Source organism: Nocardia sp. NPDC058499 (assembly GCF_042719915.1).
Lineage (GTDB): Bacteria > Actinomycetota > Actinomycetes > Mycobacteriales > Mycobacteriaceae > Nocardia.
This window is the reverse complement of the sequence record NZ_JBHXMZ010000004.1, coordinates 197,769-221,123: the sequence shown is the minus strand read 5'-3', so window position 1 is coordinate 221,123 and position 23,355 is coordinate 197,769. Positions and strand designations below refer to the sequence as shown.

The 23,355-nt window shown below is 66.9% G+C and carries 22 protein-coding genes; 11 read left to right on the top strand and 11 right to left on the bottom strand.

Annotated elements, in window-relative coordinates; genetic code table 11:
• Position 1: 1 nt before the first annotated feature.
• From ACFWPH_RS14615 to ACFWPH_RS14590, 6 genes are read right to left on the bottom strand one after another with little or no spacing between them, the layout of a single operon-like run.
• Positions 2-886 (bottom strand): enoyl-CoA hydratase family protein, encoded by an 885-nt coding sequence (locus ACFWPH_RS14615; protein WP_378751103.1) that lies wholly within the window; start codon positions 884-886, stop codon positions 2-4.
• Between the two features lie 49 nt (positions 887-935).
• Positions 936-2,096 (bottom strand): acyl-CoA dehydrogenase family protein, encoded by a 1,161-nt coding sequence (locus tag ACFWPH_RS14610; RefSeq protein ID WP_378751101.1) that lies wholly within the window; start codon positions 2,094-2,096, stop codon positions 936-938.
• 2 nt (positions 2,097-2,098) lie between these two features.
• Entirely contained in the window at positions 2,099-4,309 is a 2,211-nt protein-coding gene (locus ACFWPH_RS14605) for an acetyl/propionyl/methylcrotonyl-CoA carboxylase subunit alpha (RefSeq protein ID WP_378751099.1), read from the bottom strand.
• A gap of 8 nt (positions 4,310-4,317) precedes the next feature.
• Positions 4,318-5,916 carry an acyl-CoA carboxylase subunit beta gene (locus tag ACFWPH_RS14600; protein ID WP_378751097.1) on the bottom strand — a complete coding sequence of 533 codons (1,599 nt, stop codon included), beginning with the start codon at positions 5,914-5,916 and terminating at the stop codon, positions 4,318-4,320.
• On the bottom strand, positions 5,913-7,064 hold the full coding sequence (locus tag ACFWPH_RS14595; protein WP_378751095.1) for an acyl-CoA dehydrogenase family protein: 1,152 nt from the start codon (positions 7,062-7,064) through the stop codon (positions 5,913-5,915). The genes ACFWPH_RS14600 and ACFWPH_RS14595 overlap by 4 nt, the downstream gene beginning before the upstream one ends.
• Positions 7,061-8,776, bottom strand: a complete 1,716-nt coding sequence (locus tag ACFWPH_RS14590) for an acyclic terpene utilization AtuA family protein (RefSeq protein WP_378751093.1) — start codon at positions 8,774-8,776, stop codon at positions 7,061-7,063. The genes ACFWPH_RS14595 and ACFWPH_RS14590 overlap by 4 nt, the downstream gene beginning before the upstream one ends.
• Positions 8,777-8,944: 168 nt before the next feature.
• On the opposite strand from ACFWPH_RS14590, the gene ACFWPH_RS14585 reads away from it, so the two are divergent.
• Positions 8,945-9,100 (top strand): hypothetical protein, encoded by a 156-nt coding sequence (locus tag ACFWPH_RS14585; RefSeq protein WP_280414795.1) that lies wholly within the window; start codon positions 8,945-8,947, stop codon positions 9,098-9,100.
• A 370-nt stretch (positions 9,101-9,470) separates the two neighbouring features.
• Here the strand turns inward: ACFWPH_RS14585 and thiE are convergent, their stop codons facing one another.
• Complete coding sequence (gene thiE / locus ACFWPH_RS14580; protein ID WP_378751091.1) at positions 9,471-10,166, bottom strand: thiamine phosphate synthase; 696 nt, start codon at positions 10,164-10,166, stop codon at positions 9,471-9,473.
• Positions 10,167-10,218: 52 nt separating this feature from the next.
• Here thiE and thiO point away from each other — a divergent pair, with 52 nt between their 5' ends.
• Genes thiO through ACFWPH_RS14565 form a run of 3 tightly spaced genes read left to right on the top strand, consistent with a single transcriptional unit; the run spans position 10,219 to position 12,303 of the window.
• Positions 10,219-11,307, top strand: a complete 1,089-nt coding sequence (gene thiO / locus ACFWPH_RS14575) for a glycine oxidase ThiO (RefSeq protein WP_378751089.1) — start codon at positions 10,219-10,221, stop codon at positions 11,305-11,307.
• On the top strand, positions 11,304-11,552 hold the full coding sequence (gene thiS, locus ACFWPH_RS14570) for a sulfur carrier protein ThiS (RefSeq protein WP_378751087.1): 249 nt from the start codon (positions 11,304-11,306) through the stop codon (positions 11,550-11,552). The genes thiO and thiS overlap by 4 nt, the downstream gene beginning before the upstream one ends.
• Positions 11,545-12,303: a thiazole synthase gene (locus ACFWPH_RS14565; protein WP_378751085.1), complete on the top strand. Its 759-nt coding sequence runs from the start codon at positions 11,545-11,547 to the stop codon at positions 12,301-12,303. The genes thiS and ACFWPH_RS14565 overlap by 8 nt, the downstream gene beginning before the upstream one ends.
• A 267-nt stretch (positions 12,304-12,570) precedes the next feature.
• On the opposite strand, the gene ACFWPH_RS14560 is transcribed toward ACFWPH_RS14565, so the two are convergent.
• Entirely contained in the window at positions 12,571-13,068 is a 498-nt protein-coding gene (locus ACFWPH_RS14560) for a hypothetical protein (RefSeq protein ID WP_378751083.1), read from the bottom strand.
• A gap of 110 nt (positions 13,069-13,178) precedes the next feature.
• On the opposite strand from ACFWPH_RS14560, the gene ACFWPH_RS14555 reads away from it, so the two are divergent.
• Both ACFWPH_RS14555 and ACFWPH_RS14550 read left to right on the top strand, forming a co-directional pair.
• A complete protein-coding gene (locus ACFWPH_RS14555) occupies positions 13,179-14,276 on the top strand; it encodes a type IV toxin-antitoxin system AbiEi family antitoxin (protein ID WP_378751081.1) in 1,098 nt (365 codons plus the stop codon).
• Entirely contained in the window at positions 14,251-15,117 is an 867-nt protein-coding gene (locus ACFWPH_RS14550; RefSeq protein ID WP_378751079.1) for a hypothetical protein, read from the top strand. Before ACFWPH_RS14555 ends, ACFWPH_RS14550 begins: the two co-directional genes overlap by 26 nt.
• Before the next feature lie 188 nt (positions 15,118-15,305).
• On the opposite strand, the gene ACFWPH_RS14545 is transcribed toward ACFWPH_RS14550, so the two are convergent.
• The gene (locus ACFWPH_RS14545; protein WP_378751077.1) at positions 15,306-16,493 is read right to left on the bottom strand and encodes a helix-turn-helix domain-containing protein; all 1,188 of its coding nucleotides are present in this window, start codon (positions 16,491-16,493) and stop codon (positions 15,306-15,308) included.
• Positions 16,494-16,631: 138 nt separating this feature from the next.
• On the opposite strand from ACFWPH_RS14545, the gene ACFWPH_RS14540 reads away from it, so the two are divergent.
• The 5 genes from ACFWPH_RS14540 (at position 16,632) to ACFWPH_RS14520 (ending at position 20,677) form a co-directional block, all read left to right on the top strand.
• Positions 16,632-16,838: a hypothetical protein gene (locus tag ACFWPH_RS14540; protein WP_378751076.1), complete on the top strand. Its 207-nt coding sequence runs from the start codon at positions 16,632-16,634 to the stop codon at positions 16,836-16,838.
• Positions 16,838-17,143, top strand: a complete 306-nt coding sequence (locus ACFWPH_RS14535; protein WP_378751074.1) for a hypothetical protein — start codon at positions 16,838-16,840, stop codon at positions 17,141-17,143. Before ACFWPH_RS14540 ends, ACFWPH_RS14535 begins: the two co-directional genes overlap by 1 nt.
• A gap of 302 nt (positions 17,144-17,445) precedes the next feature.
• Positions 17,446-18,438: an ABC transporter ATP-binding protein gene (locus ACFWPH_RS14530; protein WP_378751072.1), complete on the top strand. Its 993-nt coding sequence runs from the start codon at positions 17,446-17,448 to the stop codon at positions 18,436-18,438.
• Positions 18,438-19,205: an ABC transporter permease gene (locus ACFWPH_RS14525; protein ID WP_378751070.1), complete on the top strand. Its 768-nt coding sequence runs from the start codon at positions 18,438-18,440 to the stop codon at positions 19,203-19,205. Before ACFWPH_RS14530 ends, ACFWPH_RS14525 begins: the two co-directional genes overlap by 1 nt.
• 707 nt (positions 19,206-19,912) lie before the next feature.
• A complete protein-coding gene (locus ACFWPH_RS14520) occupies positions 19,913-20,677 on the top strand; it encodes an adenylate/guanylate cyclase domain-containing protein (RefSeq protein ID WP_378751754.1) in 765 nt (254 codons plus the stop codon).
• A gap of 159 nt (positions 20,678-20,836) precedes the next feature.
• On the opposite strand, the gene ACFWPH_RS14515 is transcribed toward ACFWPH_RS14520, so the two are convergent.
• Both ACFWPH_RS14515 and ACFWPH_RS14510 read right to left on the bottom strand, forming a co-directional pair.
• The gene (locus ACFWPH_RS14515) at positions 20,837-21,964 is read right to left on the bottom strand and encodes a CHAP domain-containing protein (RefSeq protein WP_378751068.1); all 1,128 of its coding nucleotides are present in this window, start codon (positions 21,962-21,964) and stop codon (positions 20,837-20,839) included.
• Between the two features lie 335 nt (positions 21,965-22,299).
• Complete coding sequence (locus ACFWPH_RS14510; protein ID WP_378751066.1) at positions 22,300-23,304, bottom strand: LysR family transcriptional regulator; 1,005 nt, start codon at positions 23,302-23,304, stop codon at positions 22,300-22,302.
• Positions 23,305-23,355: the final 51 nt, after the last annotated feature.

Genomic DNA, 23,355 nt, shown 5'->3' with positions numbered 1-23,355 from the left:
TCTATTCTGCCGAGCGCGATTCCGCGGCCCGGTCCGCGGAGTCGGCGGAGTCCTGTGGCGACGGGGTCTGTTGTGCGGTGGCCGGCTCGGCCGGCGGCGCGCTCGGTTCGGCCGCCCACCGGGGTGGCCGGCGCTGCAGAAACGCCGTCATTCCTTCGATCACCTCCGGGGTACCGAAGAAACGACCCGAGCGCTGCGCCAATTCCTCCGCGCTGCGGTCGAATTCGGCAAGCACTCGGGCGGTGGTGAGGCGTTTGCTCTCGGCAAGGCCCTGAGGTGAGCCCTGCCGGAGTTCGGCCAGCAGACCGGCTGTCGCCGCCGCCGGATCATCGGCGGCGAGGGTGATGAGGCCGATACGTTCGGCGGTATCGGCGTCGAATTTCGCACCGGTCAGGAAATAGCGGTCGGCGGCGCGGGCGGTCAGCTTGGGCAACAGGGTCAGGGAGATGACGAAGGGCGCCAAACCGAGCCGGGCTTCGGTGAGAGCGAAACTGCTGCCGCGGCCCGCGACGGCGATATCGCAGGCCGCGAGCAAACCCATACCGCCGGCCCGGACATGGCCGTCCACCCGGGCGACCACCGGTTTCGGCAGCTCCAGGACCGTGCGCAGTAACCGGACCATCCACTGGGTGCGGATATCGGCCGCCGCGGCCGGGTCGGCATCCACCGCCTCCTTCAGATCGGCGCCCGCGCAGAAGGTGTTGCCGGTGTGGGTGAGCACCACACCGCGCACGGCCGCATCGCCGGCGGCGCGTTCGAACCCTTCCAGAAGCTGGGTCACCAGCGCGGACGAGATGGCGTTGCGGTTGTGCGGGGAGTCGAGCGTGAGGGTCGCGAACCCGTCTTCGACTGCGTAGCGCACCACCTGGTCGCGGGATTCGGTCACGGGAGCCTGCCTTTACTCTTCTTCTGACCGGCCGGTGGTCGGCCGGTCCTCAGTAGGACTTCGGCAGTCCCAGCGAATGCTGGGCGACGAAGTTGAGGATCATCTCGCGGCTCACCGGGGCGATACGTGCGATCCGGGCCGCACCGAGCATGGCGGCCAGGCCGTATTCGTTGGTGAGCCCGGAACCGCCGTGGGTCTGGATGGCCTGGTCCAGTGCTTTGATACTGGCTTCCGCGGCCGCGTATTTCGCCATATTGGCGGCCTCGGCGGCGCCCATCTCGTCGCCGGCGTCGTAGAGGGTGGCGGCCTTGAGCATCATCAACCGGGCCAGTTCGACCTCGATTTTCACCTGCGCCAGCGGATGCGCGATCCCCTGGTGGGCCCCGATCGGGGACTTCCACACGGTGCGTTCCTTGGCGTATTCGACGGCCCGGTCGATGGCGTAGCGGCCGATTCCGACGGCCATCGCCGCGCCCATGATGCGTTCGGGGTTCAGGCCCGCGAACAGCTGCATGAGGGCGGCATCCTCCTTGCCGACGAGGGCGGTGGCGGGGAGCCGGACATCGTCGAGGAACAGGGTGAACTGGTGGTCCGGTTCGATGATGTCCATTTCCTGCGGGGTCTTCTCGAACCCGGGAGCGTCGGTGGGGACGATGAACAGCGCGGGCTTGAGTTTGCCGGTCTTGTGGTCTTCGGTGCGGGCCACGATCAGCACGGCCTCGGCCTGATCGACTCCGGAGATGAAGATTTTGCGGCCGGTGAGCAGCCAATCGTCCCCGTCACGGCGCGCGGTGGTGGTGATCTGATGCGAATTGGAGCCGGCATCGGGTTCGGTGATACCGAAAACCATTTTGGCCGAACCGTCGGCGAGTTTCGGCAGCCATTCGGACTTCTGCGCATCGGTGCCGTATTTGGTGATGATGGTGCCGCAGATGGCGGGCGACACCACCATGAGCAGCAGGCCGGCCCCCTGGGCGGACAGTTCCTCCATCACCAGCGCCAGCTCGTACATACCGGCGCCGCCGCCACCGTATTCCTCCGGCAGGTTCACGCCGAGGAAGCCGAGGCCGCCCGCCTCCTGCCAGAGTTCGTCGAGTGGTTCGTTGTTACGCGCCTTGGGCAGTACATAGTCGCGGTAGCTGTATTTCGCGGCCAGCGCGGCGACAGCGGCCCGCAGCTCTTTGCGTTCGTCGGATTCGATGAAGCTCATTGCTACTCCTGGTTTCCGGGCTGTTCGTGGTTCTCGGCGGCGGGATCCACCACGGCGAGTACGGCGCCGACATCGACCTGTTGACCGACCGCGACGTTGACCGCGCTGAGCACGCCGTCCGCCGGGGCGGCAATGGTGTGCTCCATCTTCATGGCCTCCAGCCACAGGATGGGCTGACCGGCGCGGACAGCGCTGCCGACCTCGGCACCGAGCCGGATCACGCTGCCCGGCATGGGAGCGAGCAGTGAACCGGTGGCGACCTGGTCGGCCGGGTCGGTGAACCGAGGCAGTCGCCGTACCGTGACCGGGCCGAGGGCGGAATCCACGCAGACCAGGTCGTCGTAGCGGGCGACGGTGAACTGACGGCGTACCGGCCCGTGCGCACCCGGCACGGCGAGGACCACCTGATCGGGTGTGGCCGAGATCAGTTCGAGGCCGTCGAACCCGGCGACCGTCACACCGGTACGGGTGAACCGGTAGTCGATCTCGTGGGTGCCGCTCGTCCGGCTCTCGTAGGACTTGCGTTGCGATTGCGAGGGCAGGTTCCGCCAGCCGCTGGGCGCACCCGCGACCACGGTGGCACGCGCCCGGTTGACGGCGGATTCGGCCAGCGCGGCAGCGACGATCGACAATTTCTCGTCGTCCGGGCTCACCAGGGGCTCGGACAGGGTGCCCAAGCCGTGGGTGGTGAAGAAGGCGGTATCGGTATCACCGGCCAGGAATGCGGGGTGGCGCAGCACGCGGACCAGCAGGTCACGGTTGGTGACCAGGCCGTGGATCCGGGCCCGCTGCAGCGCGCCGGCGAGCAGCCGGGCGGCTTCGTCGCGGGTGCGGCCGTAGGAGATGACCTTCGCCAGCATCGGATCGTAGTGGACGCCCACCACCGAGCCGTCGGCGACACCGGAATCCAATCGGATACCGGGACGTTCGAGCAGATCGAACTCGGTTGCCACGGCGGGGATCTCGATGCGCTGCACAGTTCCGCTCTGGGGCTGCCAGTCCTGCGCAGGGTCCTCGGCATAGAGCCGGACCTCGATCGAATGACCGCGCATGAAGGGCGGTTGCGCCGGGAGCGGCCCGCCCTGGGCGATTTCCAGCTGGAGCTGGACCAGATCCAGGCCGGTGGTGCATTCGGTGACCGGGTGCTCGACCTGCAGCCGGGTGTTCATCTCGAGAAAGAAGAACTCACCGGATTCGTCGGCCAGGAATTCGACGGTACCGGCGCCGGTATATCCGATTGCGGCGGCTGCCTGACGGGCCGCTGCGTACAGCCGGCCACGCATACTTCCGTCTGCCGGTGTACCCGCTCCCACCCGGTTTCCGTCCCTTGCGACCGGCGGGGCGCCGCCGAAAGCAGCCGAGTCCGCTCCACCTGTGAGCGCAGAGTCCGATGGTCCGCCCGGCACGTGCACTTGCGCCCCGACCGTGGAATCTGCGAGAGGAGATCCGTACGCATCACCGAACCGAGCGGCATCGATGCGCTCGACGAGCGGCGACGGCGCCTCCTCGACGACCTTCTGGTGTCGGCGCTGGATCGAGCATTCGCGCTCACCGACCGCCCAGATCGTGCCGTGCGTATCGGCCATCACCTGGACCTCGATATGGCGGCCGGTTTCGAGGTAGCGCTCGCAGAACACCGTGGGGTCGCCGAACGCCGATTCCGCTTCCCGGCGGGCACCGGCCAACTGCTCGGGAAGTTCGGCCAGGGTGCGCACCACACGCATCCCGCGCCCGCCACCACCGGCCGAAGCCTTGATCAGAACCGGCAGTTGATCCTCGGTGACCTCGCCGGGATCGAGTTCGGCCAGCACCGGCACCCCGGCGGCGTCCATCATCTTCTTGGCCGCGACCTTGGAACCCATCTCTTCGATAGCGGTGACGGGCGGCCCGATCCACACCAGTCCGGCCGCTTGTACCGCGCGCGCGAATTCCGCGTTCTCGGAGAGGAAACCGTAGCCGGGATGGACGGCGTCGGCGCCCGCGGCCTGCGCTGCGGCGATGAGGAGGTCGGCGCGCAGATAGGTCTCGGCGGGGGTGTTTCCGGGCAGGCGGACCGCCGCGTCCGCCTCGGCCACGTGCGGGGCTTCCGCGTCGGCGTCGGAGTACACGGCGACGGTGCCGAGTCCCATCCGGCGGCAGGTCGCGAAGACCCGGCGGGCGATCTCGCCGCGGTTGGCTACCAGGACACTGGTGATGAGCTGTGGTTCGGTCACGACCGGCCTCACATTCGGAAGACGCCGAAGCCCTCGGCGCCCTGGACAGGTGCAGTGTGGATGGCCGACAGGGCCATACCGAGCACTGTGCGGGTATCGCGCGGGTCGATGACACCGTCGTCGTAGAGCCGCCCGGACATGAACATGGCCAGCGATTCGGCCTCGATCTGTGCTTCCACCATGGCGCGCATCCCGGCATCGGCTTCTTCGTCGAACGCCTGCCCGCGGGCCTCGGCGGAGGCGCGGCCGACGATGGAGATCACGCCGGCCAGCTGCGCACCGCCCATCACCGCGGATTTCGCGCTGGGCCAGGCGAACACGAAACGGGGGTCGTAGGCGCGGCCGCACATACCGTAATGCCCGGCGCCGTAGGAGGAGCCCATGAGCACCGAGATATGCGGGACCTTCGAATTGGAGACCGCGTTGATCATCTGGGCGCCGTGTTTGATGATGCCCTTCTGCTCGTATTCCTTGCCGACCATGTAGCCGGTGGTGTTGTGCAGGAACAGCAACGGAGTGTTCGTCTTGTTGGCCAGCTGGATGAACTGAGTGGCCTTCTGCGATTCCTCGGAGAAGAGCACACCGCGGGCGTTGGCGAGAATACCGACCGGGTAGCCGTGCAATTCGGCCCAGCCGGTGACCAGACTCGAACCGTAGAGCGGTTTGAATTCGTCGAAATCGGAGCCGTCGACGATACGGGCGATCACCTCGCGCGGGTCGAACGGGATCTTGAGGTCGGGCGGGACGATACCCAGCAGGTCCTCGGGGTCGAAAAGCGGTTCCAGCACCGACGGCCGCGGCGCGGGACCCTTTTTCTGCCAGTTCAGCCTTTTGACGATACGCCGCCCGATCCGGATGGCGTCCTGTTCGTCGAGCGCGTAGTAATCGGCGAGACCGGATACGCGGGCGTGCATATCGGCGCCACCCAGCGATTCGTCGTCGGATTCCTCGCCGGTGGCCATTTTCACCAGCGGCGGCCCGCCCAGGAACACTTTGGAGCGTTCTTTGATCATCACCACGTGGTCGGACATACCGGGAATGTAGGCGCCGCCCGCGGTCGAGTTACCGAAAACCAATGCGATGGTCGGTATCCCGGCGGCGGAGGCCTGGGTGAGGTCACGGAACATCCGGCCGCCCGGGACGAACACCTCTTTCTGGGTGGGCAGATCGGCGCCGCCGGACTCCACCAGCGAGATCACGGGTAAGCGATTCTCGCGGATGATGTCATTGACGCGCAACGTTTTTCGTAGCGTCCACGGATTGGAGGTACCGCCGCGCACAGTGGGGTCGGGGGCGACGATCATGCATTCGACGCCCTCCACGACGCCGATTCCGGCGACCGTACTCGCGCCGACCTGGAACTCACTGCCCCAGGCAGCAAGTGGGCATAATTCGAGGAACGGCGAATCCTCGTCGATGAGCAGTTCGATCCGTTCCCGGGCAGTCAGCTTGCCACGTTTGCGGTGCCGGGCCAGTTTCTCCGGGCCGCCGCCCGCGACAACCTTTTCGAACTCTGCGGAGACCTCGGCAAGTTTGGCCGTCATGGCCTCGGCCGCGGCCGTGTACTCCCCGGTGGTGGTGTCGAGCGTGCTGCGCAGTGTCGTCATGCCTGATACCCCAATCGTTTCGCGGCCAGGCCGGTGAGGATTTCGGTGGTACCGCCGCCTATCCCGAGAATTCGCATATCGCGGTACTGGCGCTCCACCTCGGATTCGCGCATATAGCCCAGGCCACCGAACAACTGGACGGCCTGATCGGCGACCCACTCCCCGGCATCGACAGCTGTGTTCTTGGCGAAACAGACCTCGGCGATCAGATCGGTTTCCCCGGCCGCGGCGCGGGCGGCCACGTCACGGGTGTAGACGCGGGCGACGTCGACGCGGCGCGCCATCTCGGTGACGGTGTTCTGCACGGACTGCCGGCTGATGAGCGGGCGGCCGAAGGTCTCCCGGTTACGCACCCAGTCCAGGGTGAGGTCCAGGCAGCGCTGCGCACTCGAATAAGCCTGTACGGCCAGGCCCACCCGCTCGCTGACGAAGGCCGCCGCGATCTGCAGGAATCCGGAATTCTCCGGACCCACCAGATTCGCCACCGGCACGCGCACATCCTCGTACGACAGCTCGGCGGTATCGGAGGCGCGCCAGCCCATCTTGTCCAGTTTCCGGCCGACGGTGAAACCGGGCGTGCCCTTCTCCACCACCAGCAGCGATACCCCCGACGAGCCCGGTCCGCCGGTGCGCACGGCGGTCACAACGAAATCGGCTCGGCAACCGGAGGTGATGTAGGTCTTGGCGCCGTTGACGATGTAGTGGTCGCCGTCGCGGCGCGCGCTGGTGGTGAGATGACCGACATCGGAACCGCCACCAGGTTCGGTGATGGCCAGGGAGCCGATCTTCTCGCCGGCCAGGGTCGGTTTCACCCACCGATCGATCTGTTCGGTATCACCCGCGGCGATCAGATGCGGGACGGCGATACCGCAGGTGAACAGCGAGGCGAAGAGTCCGCCGGAAACACCCGCATAATGCAGTTCTTCGCAGACGATCGCCCCGTCGATGCCGTCCCCGCCGGCGCCGCCCGCGGCCTCCGGGAACTGGATTCCGAGTAGGCCCAGCGCCCCGGCCTTCTTGTGCAGGTCCCTCGGAATCTCGCCGTCACGCTCCCAGTCGTCCAGATACGGCAGGATCTCGCGTTCGGCGAAAGCGCGGACGGTGGCGCGCAATTCGCGGCGTTCGGGCGTGTTCCAGACAGTGCTCACGGCAACAGCTCCCACGGTATATCGATATGGCGGGACCGCAGCCATTCGCCGAGGCCCTTGGCCTGCGGATCGAAACGGGCCTGATAGGCCACGCCTTCGCCGAGCAGACCGGTGATCAGAAAATTGAGCGCCCGCAAGTTCGGCAGAACATGCCGGACAACCGCCGAGCCGGCAGTTTCCGGCAGCAGTTCACGCAGGCGGTCGACGGTGAGGGTATGCACCAGCCAGCGCCACTGCTCGTCGGTGCGGACCCATACACCGATATTGGCATCACCGCCTTTATCGCCGCTGCGGGCCATCGCGATACTGCCGAGCGGAACACGTTTCGTGGGTGCGGCCGGAAGCGGCTCGGGGAGTTCGGGTTCGGGCACCTCCGCGAGTTCCCGGGTTTCCGAGGGCGCACCCACCAGAACCCGGTAACCGGCCGGCCGCACCGCGGTATGCGGAACCTCGGCAGCGTCGACGAAACCCGGGCGGTAGACACCGTAGGGCGCACCGTTACCGGGTGGAGTGGTGAAACTACAGCCCGGATAACTGGCCAGGGCGAGTTCGACGGCGACGCTGGAGAAGGCGCGGCCCACCTTGTTCGGGTCGGGGTCGCGGACCACGCAGCGCAGCAGGGCGCTCGCCTGTTCCTCGGTCTCGGCATCGGGGCGGTCGAGCCGGGCCAGGGTCCAGTCGAGTTCGGCGGGGCGCTGCGGTAGCCAGGATTCCAGTTGCCGCTGCGCCAGTTCGGCTTTCGCGTCGATATCGAGTCCGGTGAGAATGAATTCCATCTCGTTGCGGAAACCACCCAGTGTGTTCAGCGAGACCTTGAGCTGTGGCGGAGGCGGCTCACCCTGCACTCCGGTGATCAGTACCCGATCCGGGCCGTCGGCCGTCAACTCGACGGTGTCGAGCCGGGTGGTGACATCGGGTCCGGCATAGCGCGCGCCCTGGATCTCGTACATGAGCTGCGCGGCGACCGTATCGACCGTGACCGCACCGCCGCTGCCCGCATGTTTGGTGATCACACTGCTGCCGTCCGCCCGGATCTCGGCAAGCGGGAAACCGGGCCGGCCCAGATCGGGCAGTTCGGTGAAGAACGCGAAGTTACCGCCGGTGGCCTGGGTGCCGCATTCGATCACATGACCGGCCACCACCGCACCGGCGAGCCTGTCGTAATCGGTGCGCTGCCAGCCGAAATGGGCGATCGCCGGGCCTACGACCACCGAGGCGTCGGTGACCCGGCCGGTGACCACCACATCCGCGCCGGCGGTGAGGCAATCGGCGATACCGCAGGCACCGAGGTAGGCGTTGGCGGTCAGCGGGGAGCCCAGTCCGAGTTCGGTGGCGCGGTCGAGAAGATCGTCGCCCTCGACGAAACCGACCCGCACGTCCAGCCCGAGCCGGGCCGCCAGTTCGCTCACCTTCTCCGCCAGCCCGGCCGGGTTCAGGCCCCCGGCGTTCGTCACGATCTGCACCTTGCGTTCCAGCGCCAGGCCGAGGCAATCCTCGAGCTGGCGGAGGAAGGTTTTGGCATAGCCCAGCCCGGAATCCTTCATCCGGTCGCGGCCCAGGATCAGCATGGTCAGTTCGGCGAGATAGTCGCCGGTGAGCACGTCGAGCTGCCCGCCCTCGAGCATTTCGCGCATGGCGGTCAGCCGGTCACCGTAGAACCCGGAACAGTTGCCGATCCGGATGACGTCCGGATCGTCGGCCAGAGCACTCATCAGCGGTTGCGCCTCCTACCGCTACGGGCGGGGAAGCGCGCCCGGGCTGGTCGTGTACGAGTTCAGCATCACAGGCGGCCGGAAAAAAATCAAGCACGCGTGCTTGTTAAATCCGCAGGCTCGTGCCGGGCCGCGCCCACCCGGGACGACCAGGCACAATGGGTTGCCGTGTCCACCGATGTCGCCGTAGTGCTCTTGTTCACCCTCGCCGGATTCCTGATCGGCGGCGCCTACTCCACCTGGAAGACCACCCGCCCACTCGCGATCAGCCTCGCCGTGGCCGCGGTACTCGCGGCGGCGGGCGCGGTGCTCTGGTTGCTGTGACGAGGCTGCTGCCCACTCCCGGCGGCCGGTAGAGCCGAGCCGGCGCGCCCCCGGCACCGAACGAGTGTGCGGCCCGGGCACTGTGCTCGGTCCACGAGGCAGCGCAATCGCTGCTGTGAGGTTTCCGGCGGCGGTCAACGGGGCAGTCATCGACAGGTGTCCCGGAACCGCTTCGCCGCCATCGGCGACAGGTGGTTTCCGGCCCTGCCGATACGCCGGTCCTGCCCATCTGCGCCGGGCGGGACCGGCGTGCCGCCACAGTCGCCGGTCGAGAAGTGCCCGGCTGTGTATACCGAGAAGCGGCCCGGCAGTAAGTGGCAACACCGCCGACTGCTTCGGGAGCAGACCGGTACGCGGACGCCCAGTTCGATCAGTCCACCAGCAGGGCGGACTTCAACTCTCGTGCTGCCGCCTCCGGATCATCGGCGGCCGTGATCGCCCGTACCACCACCACCCGCTCCGCACCCGCGGCCCGGACCTCCGGCAGTGTCGACCCGTCGATACCGCCGATCGCGAACCACGGTCGCGCCGGCGCGGCGATGGCCGTTTCCCTTACCAGTTCCAGACCCGCCGGTTCACGACCCGGTTTCGTGGGCGTCGCCCACACCGGACCCGTGCAGAAGTAGTCGAGATGTTCATCGGCGGCGGCCAGGCGAGCCTGTTCACGGTCGCGAGTGGAGCGGCCGATCACCACATCCGGGCCCAGGATCCGGCGGGCGTACCAGGGCGGGAGGTCCTGCTGACCCAGGTGCAGCACATCGGCCGCGGCGGCCAGGGCGATATCCGCGCGGTCGTTCACCGCCAGCAAGGCGCCGTGGCGGCGGGTGGCGGCCCGGAGTTCGGCGAGCGCCGCGAGTTCGCCCATGGCCTCCAGCGGACCGAACCGCTGCTCCCCGGGCGACCCCTTGTCGCGTAGCTGGATGATATCGACACCACCGGCCAGCGCCGCATCCGCGAACGCGGCCAGATCGCCCTTTTCACGGCGGGCGTCGGTGCACAGGTACAGCCGGGCGGTCGCGAGGCGATCGCGCGGCGGAAGCTGTCGGCGAGCGGAGGACGGTTGCACAACTGCCACCGTAACCGCGCTAACGTGGAAATGTTGCAGGAGGTGGAACGTAGTGCGAACATCCGCGACCGTCGCCGTGGTCGGTGGCGGTGTGATCGGGCTCGGCGTGGCGTGGCGGGCCGCGGAAGCGGGCTGGTCGGTCACCCTCTTCGATCCGGCCGTCGGCAGCGGCGCCTCCTGGGTTGCCGGTGGGATGCTCGCACCCCTGTCCGAAGGCTGGCCGGGTGAGGACGATGTGCTCGCGTTCGGGGCGGCGGCGCTGGCCCACTGGCCGGATTTCGCGGCCCGGCTGGCGGCGGTCACCGGGGTCGATGTCTACGTGGCCGGGGAAACGCTGACCATCGCCCAGGACAGCGCGGACGCCGCCGATCTGCACACCATCGCCGACTGGGTGAACGGGCACGGACACGATCTGCGGCTTTTGGATCGCGCCGGGGTGCGGGCGCTGGAACCCGCGCTGGCCCGCACGGTGCGGGCCGGGTTGCTCGCCGGCGCCGAACCCGCCATCGACAACCGGCGGCTGGTCACCGCGCTGCGCAAGGCCGCCGATGAAGCGGGTGTCACCGTACGTCCGGAGCGGGTGCACGATCTCGCCGAACTGGACCACAGCCGGATCGTGCTCGCCGCCGGGGCCGCATCGGCGGCGCTGTGGCCGGGCCTGCCGGTGCGGCCGGTGAAGGGTGAGATCCTGCGTCTGCGGCAGCGTCCGGGGACGCAACCGCCACCCACCCGCGTGGTGCGGGCCCGAGTCCACGGGCGGCCCGTGTATTTCGTCCCGCGCGACGACGGTGTGGTGGTGGGCGCGACCCAATACGAAGCGGGTTTCGATACCGCCGTCACCGTCGCCGGGGTCCGCGATCTCATCGCCGACGCCGAAACCGTGCTCCCCGGGATAGGGGAATACGAACTGACCGAGGCGAGCGCCGGATCCCGGCCGGGCACCCCGGATAATCTCCCACTGATCGGCCGGCTGTCCGACCGCGTGATCGCCGCCACCGGGCACGGCCGTAATGGCATGCTGACCAGTGCGCTCACGGCCGATGCTGTTCTCGCCGAACTCGGCGGACAACCGCTGACCGAAGTCGCGACGGCCGATCCGCACCGTTTCGGTGCGTCCACATCTTCAGGAGGTAATCGATGACAGTGTCATCAGCATCGGGATCACCCACGGCCGGATCACCGGTCCCGATCGGTGTCACGGTGAACGGGACCGATCACGAATTCGCCGCCCCGCTCACCGTCCGGGAACTGCTGGAACGGCTGGAACTGCCGTGCCAGGGTGTGGCGCTCGCGGTGGACGGTGCGGTGTTCCCGAAATCACGCTGGGACGAACCGGTCGGTCGCGGCTGGGAGATCGATGTGCTGACGGCGGTCCAAGGTGGCTGACGAACCGTTGCGGATCGCCGACCGCACCTTCGGCTCCCGGCTGATCATGGGCACCGGTGGGGCGGAGAACCTGACGGTGCTGGAGGAGGCGCTGCTGGCCTCCGGAACCGAACTGACCACGGTCGCCATGCGCCGCGTCGACTCCGCCGGCGGAACCGGGGTGCTCGATCTGCTGAAACGCCTCGATATCGCCCCGCTGCCCAATACCGCGGGCTGCCGCACCGCATCCGAAGCGGTGCTCACCGCTCAGCTGGCGGCCGAGGCGCTGGGAACCAACTGGGTCAAACTCGAGGTGATAGCCGATGAGCGCACCCTGCTGCCCGACCCCATCGAACTCCTCGACGCGGCCGAACAGCTGGTCGACGCCGGGTTCACGGTGCTGCCCTACACCAACGACGACCCGGCCCTGGCGCGGCGGCTCGAGGATGCGGGCTGCGCGGCGGTGATGCCGCTGGGCGCGCCGATCGGCACCGGCCTGGGAATCGGGAATCCGCACAATATCGAGATGATCGTGAGCCGCGCAGAGGTGCCGGTGATCCTGGACGCCGGGATCGGCACCGCCAGCGACGCCGCGCTCGCCATGGAACTCGGCTGCTCCGCCGTCCTGCTCGCGACCGCCGTGACCCGGGCCCGGAAACCGGCTCTGATGGCCGCCGCAATGGCGGACGCAGTACGGGCCGGATACCGGGCGCGCGAGGCGGGCCGCATACCGAAACGGTTCTGGGCACAGGCGTCTTCGCCTGGACTGTAGAACCGGCGCGGCGGCCGGACATGCGGCATCGGCAATGGAACGCGGCAGTTTTGCCATCCTGCTCGCGACCCGCGGTGCCCGGGCAGGCCTGGCAACCGTCCTCGATAGCCGCCCGCTGTGGCGAACGCAGCGGGCGGGGCCCCACCGGACAAGGCAGTGGTTGCGATTCAGTTCGGGGGCCGCGGCCCGCGCCTTCCCGAGGCGGGCCAGCGCTCGCTGCTTGTTCCCAGACAGCAGTCTCGGACTCGTTGCGATCGAGCCCCGTAGTTATCCGCGGATTACGATCTCGATGGAGTCGGCGGGGACGCCGTAGGTTGCTGCGAGCCCGGCCTTCGCCTGCGCGATCGTGAGTCCGGCCGACGGGGCGGCGGTCGCGGTACGTTCCAGCCTCTGGAACTCCACCCCCTCCAGGTCGATACCCAGAGTAGCGAGATTGGTGTAGCGAACCGGATTACGTTCACCGCCCCACACGTGAGACTGGTCGAGGCGGGCGTACTCGCCGACCTCGATAAGCCAGCGATCTGCATCACCGGGGTCGGTGGCTGGGCTGATACGCAAGATCCGCCCGATGAGGAAGGCACTGCCATGGTCGGCGACACCATCGGCGTAGTCCTCGTAGTTACGGGCGTTCTGGGTGCACACGAGCCATTCGCACTTCCTGGCCCGCGAGGGGTCGAGCTTCCATGCCTGGGAGCCACCCTCTCGCAGAATCTTCTCGAAGCTCTTCCCGGTGAAGACGACGACCGTGTCCTCATTTCTATCCATCAAACTATAATAGCAACTATTCGAGAAGTATTCGAAAGTATTAATGAACTATCAACCGTACATGTGATTGCCATTCTCCGTATGACACGGAATACGGGTATTATCCGAACATGCCTGGTCAGGAGCTTAAGCCACCGAAGAACGAGCGAGAGGCGATCGCAGCTGCCGCGAACGCCATCCGGGAACGGCTACCGCGGACCTGGGACGTCTGGGTCGGCGACACGCCTAGTCATCCCAGCGACCGCAGATACGACGCAGAAATCAGGCTGTACGCGCCGAACGGGCTCGTCCTCGTTCTACTCGTCGAAGCCAAGAACACCGTCTACCCCAAGGACGTCGGGCGGTTACGCGAGCAGCTCACCGCAGCCACCTCACAGCATCCGGGCAGTATCGGTCTCGTGTTCGCACGGCACCTGTCCACTTCGACGCGGCAACACCTTCAAAAATCAGGGATCTCCTACGTGGATGCGACCGGCAACATGTTGGTGCGCGCCGACGAGTCGGCCCTGTTCCTTTCCGCGGTCGGCGCCGAGACCGACCCGTGGCGCAGCCCAGAGCGTCCCCTCAGCACTCTCAAAGGGGAACCGGCCGCGAAGCTCGTCCGCGCGCTGCTCGATTTCCAAGGGCCGTGGAAAACCCGCCATCTCATCGAAGCTGCGGAAGTCGCCACCGGTTCGGCCTATCGAGTGCTGGACTTTCTGCAACGTGAAGCGCTGATCACACGTCGGGCGAACGGTGTGCTGGATGTTCCGGACTGGGCAGCACTGCTACGTCGCTGGAGCGAGGACTACCAGTTCCTGCACACCAACACGATCACGCCCTGGATAGCGCCTCGCGGGCTGCCCGCGTTCCTGGACGACATCCGACTTTCCGAGGTCACCGACTACGCGATGACGGGATCGATCGCGGCCGCGACGTGGCAGTCCTACGCGCCACCTCGATCAGCGATGGTGTTCGTCACCGATCCCGAACGAGCCGCCAAGGCTTGGCGATTGCGCCCCATCGACGCCGGAGCCAATGTGCTGCTCGCCGTACCCGCGTATCCTGTCCTTCTCGCCCGCAGTGGAAAAGGGTTCCAGGACATCAGAATCGCGGCACCCACCCAGGTGGCTGCCGACCTGATGACCGGGCCGGGGCGAGCGCCTTCGGAAGCACAAGAACTGCTCAACTGGATGGGGACAAATGAACAATCCTGGCGCCGCAGCTGACGACCCGTTCGAACTGCTCGCCCGGACACGCACCGTGCTGCTCGACGCGCTCGAAGCACTGGTCGAGCACCGGGATGTCGTGATCGTCGTCGGCGCCCAGGCAGTCTACCTACACACCGGAGGAATCGAGGTTGCCATCGCCGAGGCAACCAAGGACAGCGACGTCGCAGTCGATACCCGCGACCTCGGAGGCGACCCGACGATCAACGAAGCCATGGAGAACGCGAGATTCGTCCTCGACCCAACGAAATGCCAGCCCGGTGCCTGGCTCAGCCCGGACGGGATCCCCGTGGACATCATGGTCCCCGAAGCCATCGCCGGAGGAGGCAAGAGCAGACGCAGCGTGCACCAGCCACCCCACGACAAGATGGCGATGCGACGAGCTCGCGGCCTGGAAGCAGCAATAGTAGACAACAGCGAGATCGTCGTTCGACCGCTAACGGAAGATGACAGCAGGGCAATCAGCGCCAAAGTCGCCGGCCCCGCGGCCTTGATCGTCGCCAAGTGCCACAAGATCCACGAGCGCGTCGACGGTCCGAACCCCGATCGCCTCAAAGACAAAGACGCCCACGACATCTACCGGATCCTGATGGCGTTCGAGCCCGAGCAACTGGCTCCCGCCTTCATCAGACTGCTCGCCGAGCAGATCAGCGCCCAAGTGACGAATGAGGCGGTCGATATCCTCCAGAATCTGTTCGCCGCCGGGCCCGACGCGATCGGATCTGCCATGGCCGGCCGCGCAGAAGAAGGAGTGGGCGATCCCGAACAGGTCTCGGCCTCGATCAGGTTCCTGGCCGAAGACCTGATCAACGCAATTCAAGTCACCGAGCAAGTACGCTGACCTGCGATGATCTGGAGTGATCGTCGCTGAACAGCGATAATGGCACCTACCGGCGCCCAGGAATGCATCGTTGACGACGCACACTGTTCCGCTCGATCGTTGTGGCTGGTGGGGATGGGGTCGGACCGCTGGAATGTGGTTGCTGGATCCATTGAAACGCAGGCGTCGTCGCCTGAACTGTTATCCGGTCAAACCTTGATATTCGCCCACTTCGCGAAGCGGGTCAGGGGATCGGTTCCCCGGCGAAAACGAGCCAGCGCGCGCACGGTCTCGTGTACCTGGGGGTGGTTGCGGGTCAGTTCGGGGGCCGCGGCCTGCGCCTTCTCCAGGCTGGCCAGCGCTCGCTGTTTGTTCCCATGCAGCAGCCATGCCCTGGACAGATCGATGTAGTGGTGCCCGACCCGGGACGGCGCGACCGAGGAGGGTAGTTGTATCCGTTCGGCGCGGGAGACCGCAGTCGTGTAGTTCGACAGTTCGACCGGGACGGCTACGGAATGAATGTCGACGTTCGATGGACGAAAGCCGGTTCCGTAGTTGCGGTAGCTCGTCCCGGTGACAGCTGCCGCAATGCTCCGGGCCTCGCTCAGGTGTGATTCCGCAGTGTCGGAGTCGAGCGCACGAGCGGACAGAATCGCCCCCCGTAGGTGCAGCGCGCCGCGTACAGCCAGCAGATCCGGCGTGGCCTCCAGTCGCTCACTAGCGGAGTAGGCACGCTCGATGATCCGTTGCCCGCCTGTGTAGGCACCGGACGACAGCAGGATCAACGCCCGGTTGTACTCGGCTGCGATCGTCCACACCTGGTCCCCGCTGCGGTCCGCAGCCCATACGCAGCGTTCGGCAGCGAGCCCGGCAAGGTCGAGGTAGCCGTATTGGTAAGCGAACAGCATTGCTTTGCTGTAGGCGTAGGCCAGAGCCGAATGGATTTCCTCGAGGTGGCGGCCCGGAGCTTCGTCGGCGGCGAGGAGGTGCAGGCCGCGGATAACGTCGGGAAGATCGACAGTGAGGTCGCTGTATCGGGCGCGGCGCATTCCCTCCCGCACACGGTCCAATGTGGTGATGACCTCACCGAAGGTGAGCGGTATCGCGGGTGAATCGTCGTCGAATGCCACGATTGCGCGCCGTAGCTCCGGGATGGTGGCGTGAGCACCCGCATCGCTCTGCTCGGGTCGGTACGGCTGGCCGGTCAAATCTGCGATTCCGACGCCCAGGATACGAGCCACGGCGGCAATGAAGGCAGGAGAGGCCGGCCGGGAACCTTGTTCGACCTTCCGCAACAGTGACAGCGATACGTTCGCTTTCATCGCGAGCTGCGGCTGTGTGAGTCGCGCGAGCTTGCGTGCCCTGGCAGTCCGCGCGCCGACGCTCACGTCGTCCATGTATCAAAGGTGCCACAGGTTGTGGCACTTCGCAGGCGCCCCGGCAGACAGGGTTGAACCAGCCCCGCCGCTGGATAGGCCCCGACGCCCCGGCGGGCGCAGTCCAATCGAAGGGTCGGGGAACACAAGGGGTGTGCGGTGGTCGGGGAATGGCTCACTGATTGGCGGACGCTACGTCGCGTAGCCGCGGGATTGCGGCGGCTGGAGATCTATCCGGCGGCGTGCCGGTGGACGGACCCGTTACGTGGCCGATCCCACGCCCACCACGTCATGGCGATCCACGCCGGGCACCGCTGCCCCCGGTACTCCATGGCCGCCGAATACGTCGAGGCGGTGAATTGGTGATGCCCAGGATGCAGCGAGCGGTCGCGATGATCCGGCGGGACCTACAAGGACATGGGGCCGACGTGCATGAGGTCGCCGAGCAGCACAGATTCCGGGTGGTGCACACGCTCTACCTCGACACCGGACCGTTGATCTCGGCACTGATCGTGGCCGGTGCCGTCGCGGAGCACGACGCGGCGGCCGTCGCGGTCCCGTCGTTCGAGCACGCCGACCTGGTGCGGCATGCGATCACCGAGCACGCCGCGCTCGCTACACCTCTGTGCCTGTACCCAAAGGGATATCGGTGGCCGGTGGTCGAACTGTGATCGCCGATCTCGTCCTGGTCGCCCTCGTGGTCGGGTTGACCTGGCTCACGGTGGCGTTGTTCCGGAGTCCCTGAAAACCGCCCGCCGGGTGTCGGGACTTCGGGTACGACCAAGGGTCGTAGGTGCCCGGCGCATCCCCTGGTCACCGCAGCTGCGCGGAGATCGCCTTCATGTCCAGCTCACGAACCGACCCCGTACGGGGATGTACCCATTGGGACAGTCGCCGGTCATCCTCGAGGATGACCGCGAGTCACGACCATCGGGCGACGCGCGCACTGCGGGGATAGGGCATGCTGGTCGGCATGATCGAAGTCCGGGGCTTGACCAAGCATTACGGGCAGACCGTCGCGGTCCAGGACCTGACCTTCACCGTGCGACCGGGGCAGGTCACCGGTTTCCTCGGACCGAACGGCGCCGGTAAATCCACCACCATGCGGATGATCCTGGGCCTGGACCGGCCCACCTCGGGTACCGCGTTGATCCACGGCAAGCCGTATGCCGAGCTGAAGCATCCGTTACGCGAGGTCGGCGCGCTGCTCGACGCGAAATGGGTCCATCCCAACCGCTCCGCGCGCGCCCATCTGGAATGGATGGCCGCCTCCAACGATCTGCCGAAATCGCGGGTCGAGGAGGTGCTGCGGCTGGTCGGCCTCTCGGAGGTGGCCGGGAAATCCGCGGGCGGATTCTCGCTCGGGATGTCGCAGCGGCTGGGTCTGGCGGGGGCGCTGCTCGGCGACCCGAAGGTGCTGCTGTTCGACGAGCCGGTCAACGGCCTCGATCCGGAGGGGATCCTGTGGATCCGCCGGTTCATGCAGCGGCTCGCGGCCGAGGGGCGCACGGTTCTGGTGTCGAGCCATCTGCTGTCGGAGATGGCGCAGACCGCCGATCATCTGGTGGTGATCGGGCGCGGCCGGCTCATCTCCGATTCCACGACCTCCGATTTCATCGAACGGGCGTCGGAGGCTTCGGTGCGGGTGCGTAGCCCGCAACTCGACGAACTGCGCAGCCTGTTGACCTCGCACGGGATGACGGTGAAGGAGAACGACGGCAATGCCGACGGCGCGGCGCTCATCGTGAACGGGGTCACCAGCGATGCCGTCGGGACGCTGGCCGCCGAACATCAGATCACCCTCTTCGAACTCGCCCCGCAGCGCGGCTCCCTGGAGGAGGCGTTCATGCGGATGACCGGCGGGGACGTGCAGTACCACGGCGAGATCGGATCACCGGCGGACGCCACCGTGATCACGGACAAACCGGCGGATTCGGAGCCGCTGTTCACGGGAGGTACGAAGTAATGGGCGTGATCGCCGCGGAACGTATCAAACTCACCTCCACCCGTTCGCCGTGGTGGTGTTCGGTGATCGTGGTGGCGCTGGCCGTCGGGTTCGCCGCCCTGTTCGGTCTGATCGGGCGGATCGCCGCCGACGACCCGCAGGCCGCCGGCCCACCCGTCATCACTGTCGATACCGCATTTCTCGGTGTCACCGGCTTCGGCATCCTGGTCTTGTCCATCATGGCGACCCTGACCGTGACCAGCGAATACCGGTTCGGCATCATCCGGACCACGTTCCAGGCCATCCCGAACCGCACCTCCGTGATGGGCGCGAAAGCGATTCTGGTGGGCCTGTATGCGGCGGTGCTGACCACGGTGCTGGCGTTCGCCGCCTACGCCGTCGCCAAGGCGGTCGCGGGGGACGCGGGCACGACGCTGGTACTCGAAGGAAACTGGCGGGCGCTGTACGCGGTACCGATCCTGGCCTTCCTCAATGTGGTGCTGGCCATCGCGATCGGCGTGCTGGTCCGGCAATCCGCCGCGGCGATCTCCCTGCTCGTCCTGTGGCAATTGATCATCGAACCCTTGGTCGGCGCACTGGGTAAAGTGGGACGTGAGATCAGCGCGTTCCTGCCGTTCCAGAACGCGAGCCGCTTCGCGACGATGGACGACTCGCTGTCCTCGGCGAACTGGCATTGGGGTGTGTGGGGCAGCCTCGCCTACTTCACCGCCTTCGTCGTAGTCGTCGCGGGCATCGCGGTCCTGGTGGTGAACCGGCGCGACGCCTGACCCCGAATCGCCCGAGCCGCTTCCCTCGCCGCTCGGGTATCGGGTGCGTGACCTTGTCGGGAGAATTCGCGCACCCCGCGCCTCGGCGGCCACTGCCCGGCCGCCGGGGTGCTCTACCACCGGTCCGGTGCGCCCACGCACCGGACCGGTGGTCGTTATCACAGCCTGGACGTCCGACCTGATCATCGATCCGTGGCCGGCGCGAACGCCCACTATCGGTAACCGGGAGTTCACCTCCTGCCCCGCGGCGCTGGCTACTATCGAACTCGAGACCGACGAGGTCAGGCACCACACGTTTTCCATCGGCGGACCCAACGGCGTGCCGCACTCCTCCGATAGAGAGGTGACAGGTGACCATTCTCAGCACTCCCACCACGGCAGACCCCCTGAGATACCCTCGGGACGTGAACGAGAAACCCTCCGGCAGCACCGCACCGGAGCCGGAGGTCGACAACGACGCCGCGGCTCACGCCGGCGACGAGGGCCCGACCATCGACCCCAGCCCTGCCCGGAAGAACGGTGCTACGGCGACCACGCGGTCACGTCGAGCGCAGCGCCGTCGACACGGTGAAACGACCGGGTCGTACACGCCGACCGAGTACGCGGGCAACACCACCGCAGAGGGCACCGCCGGCGCCCCGGACAGCTCCGAGTCCGGGGACGCCGATGAACCCGTCCGTCCCCGGATCGGTCCGCTCTCCGCATTCATGTATGCCGCGAACAACCGTCCTGATGTGATCGATGTCCTGCGTAAGGCCCGCAGACAGCTCCCGGGCGATCCCGCCTTCGGTGATCCGCTCTCGGTCAGCGGCCCCGGCGGCGCCCGGGCCGTAGCCCGCGCCGCGGACCGGCTGGTCGGCGACAGCCCCAGCGCTGCCCGCGAGATCGGTTTCGGCGCCTTGCAGGTCTGGCAGGCCGCGCTCGAACGCTTCGGCCGCGGTAAGGGCACCCAAGAAATGACGGTGATGTTCACCGACCTGGTCTCTTTCTCGTCGTGGTCGCTGACCGCCGGCGACGAGGCCACCCTGGACCTGCTGCGCAAGGTCGCCCGCGCCATCGAACCGCCCATCGCCGAACGCGGCGGGCAGGTCGTGAAACGGATGGGCGACGGTGTGATGGCGGTGTTCCCGTCCGCCGACCGCGCGGTCGAAGCCGCGATCGCGGCCCGGCGCAACCTCGCCGATATCACCGTGGGTACCTACCGGCCCCGGATGCGGATCGGCCTGCACACCGGTTCGCCGCGCGAGATCGGCGGAGACTGGCTGGGCGTGGACGTGACCATCGCGGCCCGGGTGATGGAAGCGGCGGGCAACGGCCGGATGATGATCTCCGAATCCACTCTCGCCGCCCTGGAACCCGAGACGCTGGCCGACCTCGGGCATACCGCCCGCCCCTACCGGCGCAGTTTCTTCGCCGCGCCGCTGAGCGGGGTTCCCGAGGATCTGCGCATCTACCGGGTCAGCTCCGGTTAGCGACGGATCCGGCGGTCGGCGATGCCGCCGCGCCTGTTCGTCGCACGGACCGTCGCTCCCCGGCGACCGGGTGCGCGCCCACAGTTCAGGATTCGGTGGCCGCCCGGCGGCCCGGCGGCTGAGTCCACTGCGGCGGTACAGGCGGGCAGCGGGCCTGCGCTATTCGACGGCGCCCGACTTACCGGCGGGCGGTTTGACGACACCGACCAGGTCCGCGTTGCCCATCTGGTAGCTGTTGGACCGCAGCTGGTTGCTGGAATTCCCCTCGATGGTCGTAATGGTGCTTCCGTTGACCGATTCCACGATGCCGATGTGATCGGGGTTCCCGTCCCCTTGCCAATCGAAGACGATCAGATCGCCCGGCTCGGCCTGGTTGGCGGTGGCGGTCTCGAGGTTTGCCTTGGCGTCGTTCCAGATCGCGGGCACGTAGTTCTTGTTCGTCCAGTCGACCTCGTAACCGGCCTTCTCCCAGACATAACTGGTGAACGAGGCGCACCAGGCGTCGCCGATGTTGTACGGGGTGTTCTTTCCGGTATCGGTGTAGTACGCGGTATTGGAACTGCCGCCCCGCTCGGCCACACCGCGACCCAGTTCGTCGCGGGCAATGCCGAGGATGCTGTCCCGGGTCGCGTCGCCTGTCACGGTGAACGTCATGTTGCTGGTCGGCGAACGGTCACCCCAGATCGTGTTCGGGTCCCCGCTGTTGCCGGGAGTGAGGCGTTCGATTCTTTCGGCCCCGGCGTTGTACTCGGCTTGGACACCGTCGACGAGTTCGATGACCTCGGCGAGTGTGTTCAGGGCACTGCCGACGGCCTCGGCTTCCGCGGAGATCGGCATATGGTCATTGCCGTCGACGTCACCGTCGCCGTCGATGTCCACGGCGCCCGGCAGCCCATCGAAGACTTCCTGCAGCGCCCGGACCTTGGACATGATGTCCTGGAAGGTGTGATTCGTGGTTTTGAACGCCGCGTATGTCTCCGCGTCGACCGAATCGTTGTTGGTTTGCATATCCGCGGTCCTGTTTTCGATTTCACCGCGGCGCCCACCGTAATTCTCGATCATGACGGACTCGCCCTCCGGGGCATCGAGCCCTTTCGGGCTGAGCATGCCCCGATCGTCCAGCCAGCTCACCATATCCGGGTCATAGGTCGTTTCGTTCGACGCCAGCAGCAGAACCTGCGACTGAATGTTCTCCTCGACGCCCTCTATCACGGCCCTGGCGCCCTCCCGAATCCCCTCGGGCGGTGTCAGTTCGATATTCAGCTTGCCGTGGTCTTTATCTGTCATAGGAACGCCCGTCTCATGCCGAGGCGGACGCGACCGACCAACGAGCGTTCGACCCTCATCAGCACCTCACGACACACTCGCACGAGCCGCCGAAAACGCATCGGCAGTTCGTCACCACAGATAGCCTCGAGTATCGGACATTCCCGGCATTGGTGATACGCGGGGACCGCCGCCCCCGTTACGAGCAGAGCAAACCACGGACCCGTCACGTCTCCGAACCAGGTACTGCCACACAATTATCCGGACCGAGGAGGGGGCGGGTCGGCAGTGAACCTGTCGGGGTCGCCCAGCGTCAGCAGCCGTCACCCGCCCGCGCGCACGAGCCGGTCCCTGTTTCACAACATGAACAGTGCTCTGTCGCTGTCCGGTATCCAGCAGCCGCGCGCGATATCACGGTTGAAGTTGTCGCGGAAATAGGCGACCAGGTTCGCGATGACCGGATGCAGGTCACCGGTGTCCCACAGCAGCGCGTGCGGGTACGCCGGGGTCGGGTCGACAACGGGCACCCGGCGGATATTCGGATGCCACGGGGATTCGAAACCTTCGGCGCTGAAGGTGGCCAGGGAATCCGAACCGGCGATGAGTTCGATCAGCATCTCGATCGGCGCCGGCCCACGTTCGGCGGGAATATCCGGGAACAGTTCCGCCCGCCGCCGGCTGTCGATCACGACCCCGCTGTACCGGCTCAGTTCGCGGTAATAGTCCGCCCATTCCGACTCCACCGATGTCCCGGGCACCCAGACCGTTGCCCCGGCGAGCTCGGCGAGTGGGACCGCCGCGCGCCCGGCGAGCGGATGGTCCTTGCCGACCAGCAGATGCAGCGGGTCCAGAAGAAATGGGGTCGCCGCGATCCGCGGCGGCAAGGAGCTGGGTCCACCGTGTGCGCGGGCGAAGGCCGCGTCGACTCGTCCGGCCATCAGAGCGTCGCGCGACGTGACGAACGGGTTGGTCAGCACGATCTCGATATCGTGGTCGGGGTGACGGCCGAGGTAGTACCGCATGGCCCGCATTTCGGTCGCGCGCTCTCCCAGAACCGCCACTCGCAGCGGCCGGGGCTGTCGCAGCACCCTGGCCACGGCTTCGTCGGCGACGGCCAGCAGCGACCGCGCGTGCGGCAGGAACCGGACAGCGGCCGCCGTGGGCGTGGCGCCGCTGGGTACCCGGTCGAACAATTCGACGTCGAACTGCTTCTCCAGCCGCGCGATCCGCTTGGACACCGCCTGCTGGCTGATGCCGAGCAGTGCTGCCGCCGCGCTGAACTGACCTTCGTCGGCGACGGCGACGAAAGCCCGCACCGTCGCCAGATCGAGGTCACCCACCTCACCTCGTAGTACATCCATTGGTTGTTACAACCTTCGTGTCGATTGTTCGACCTACCGCATTTCACCTGG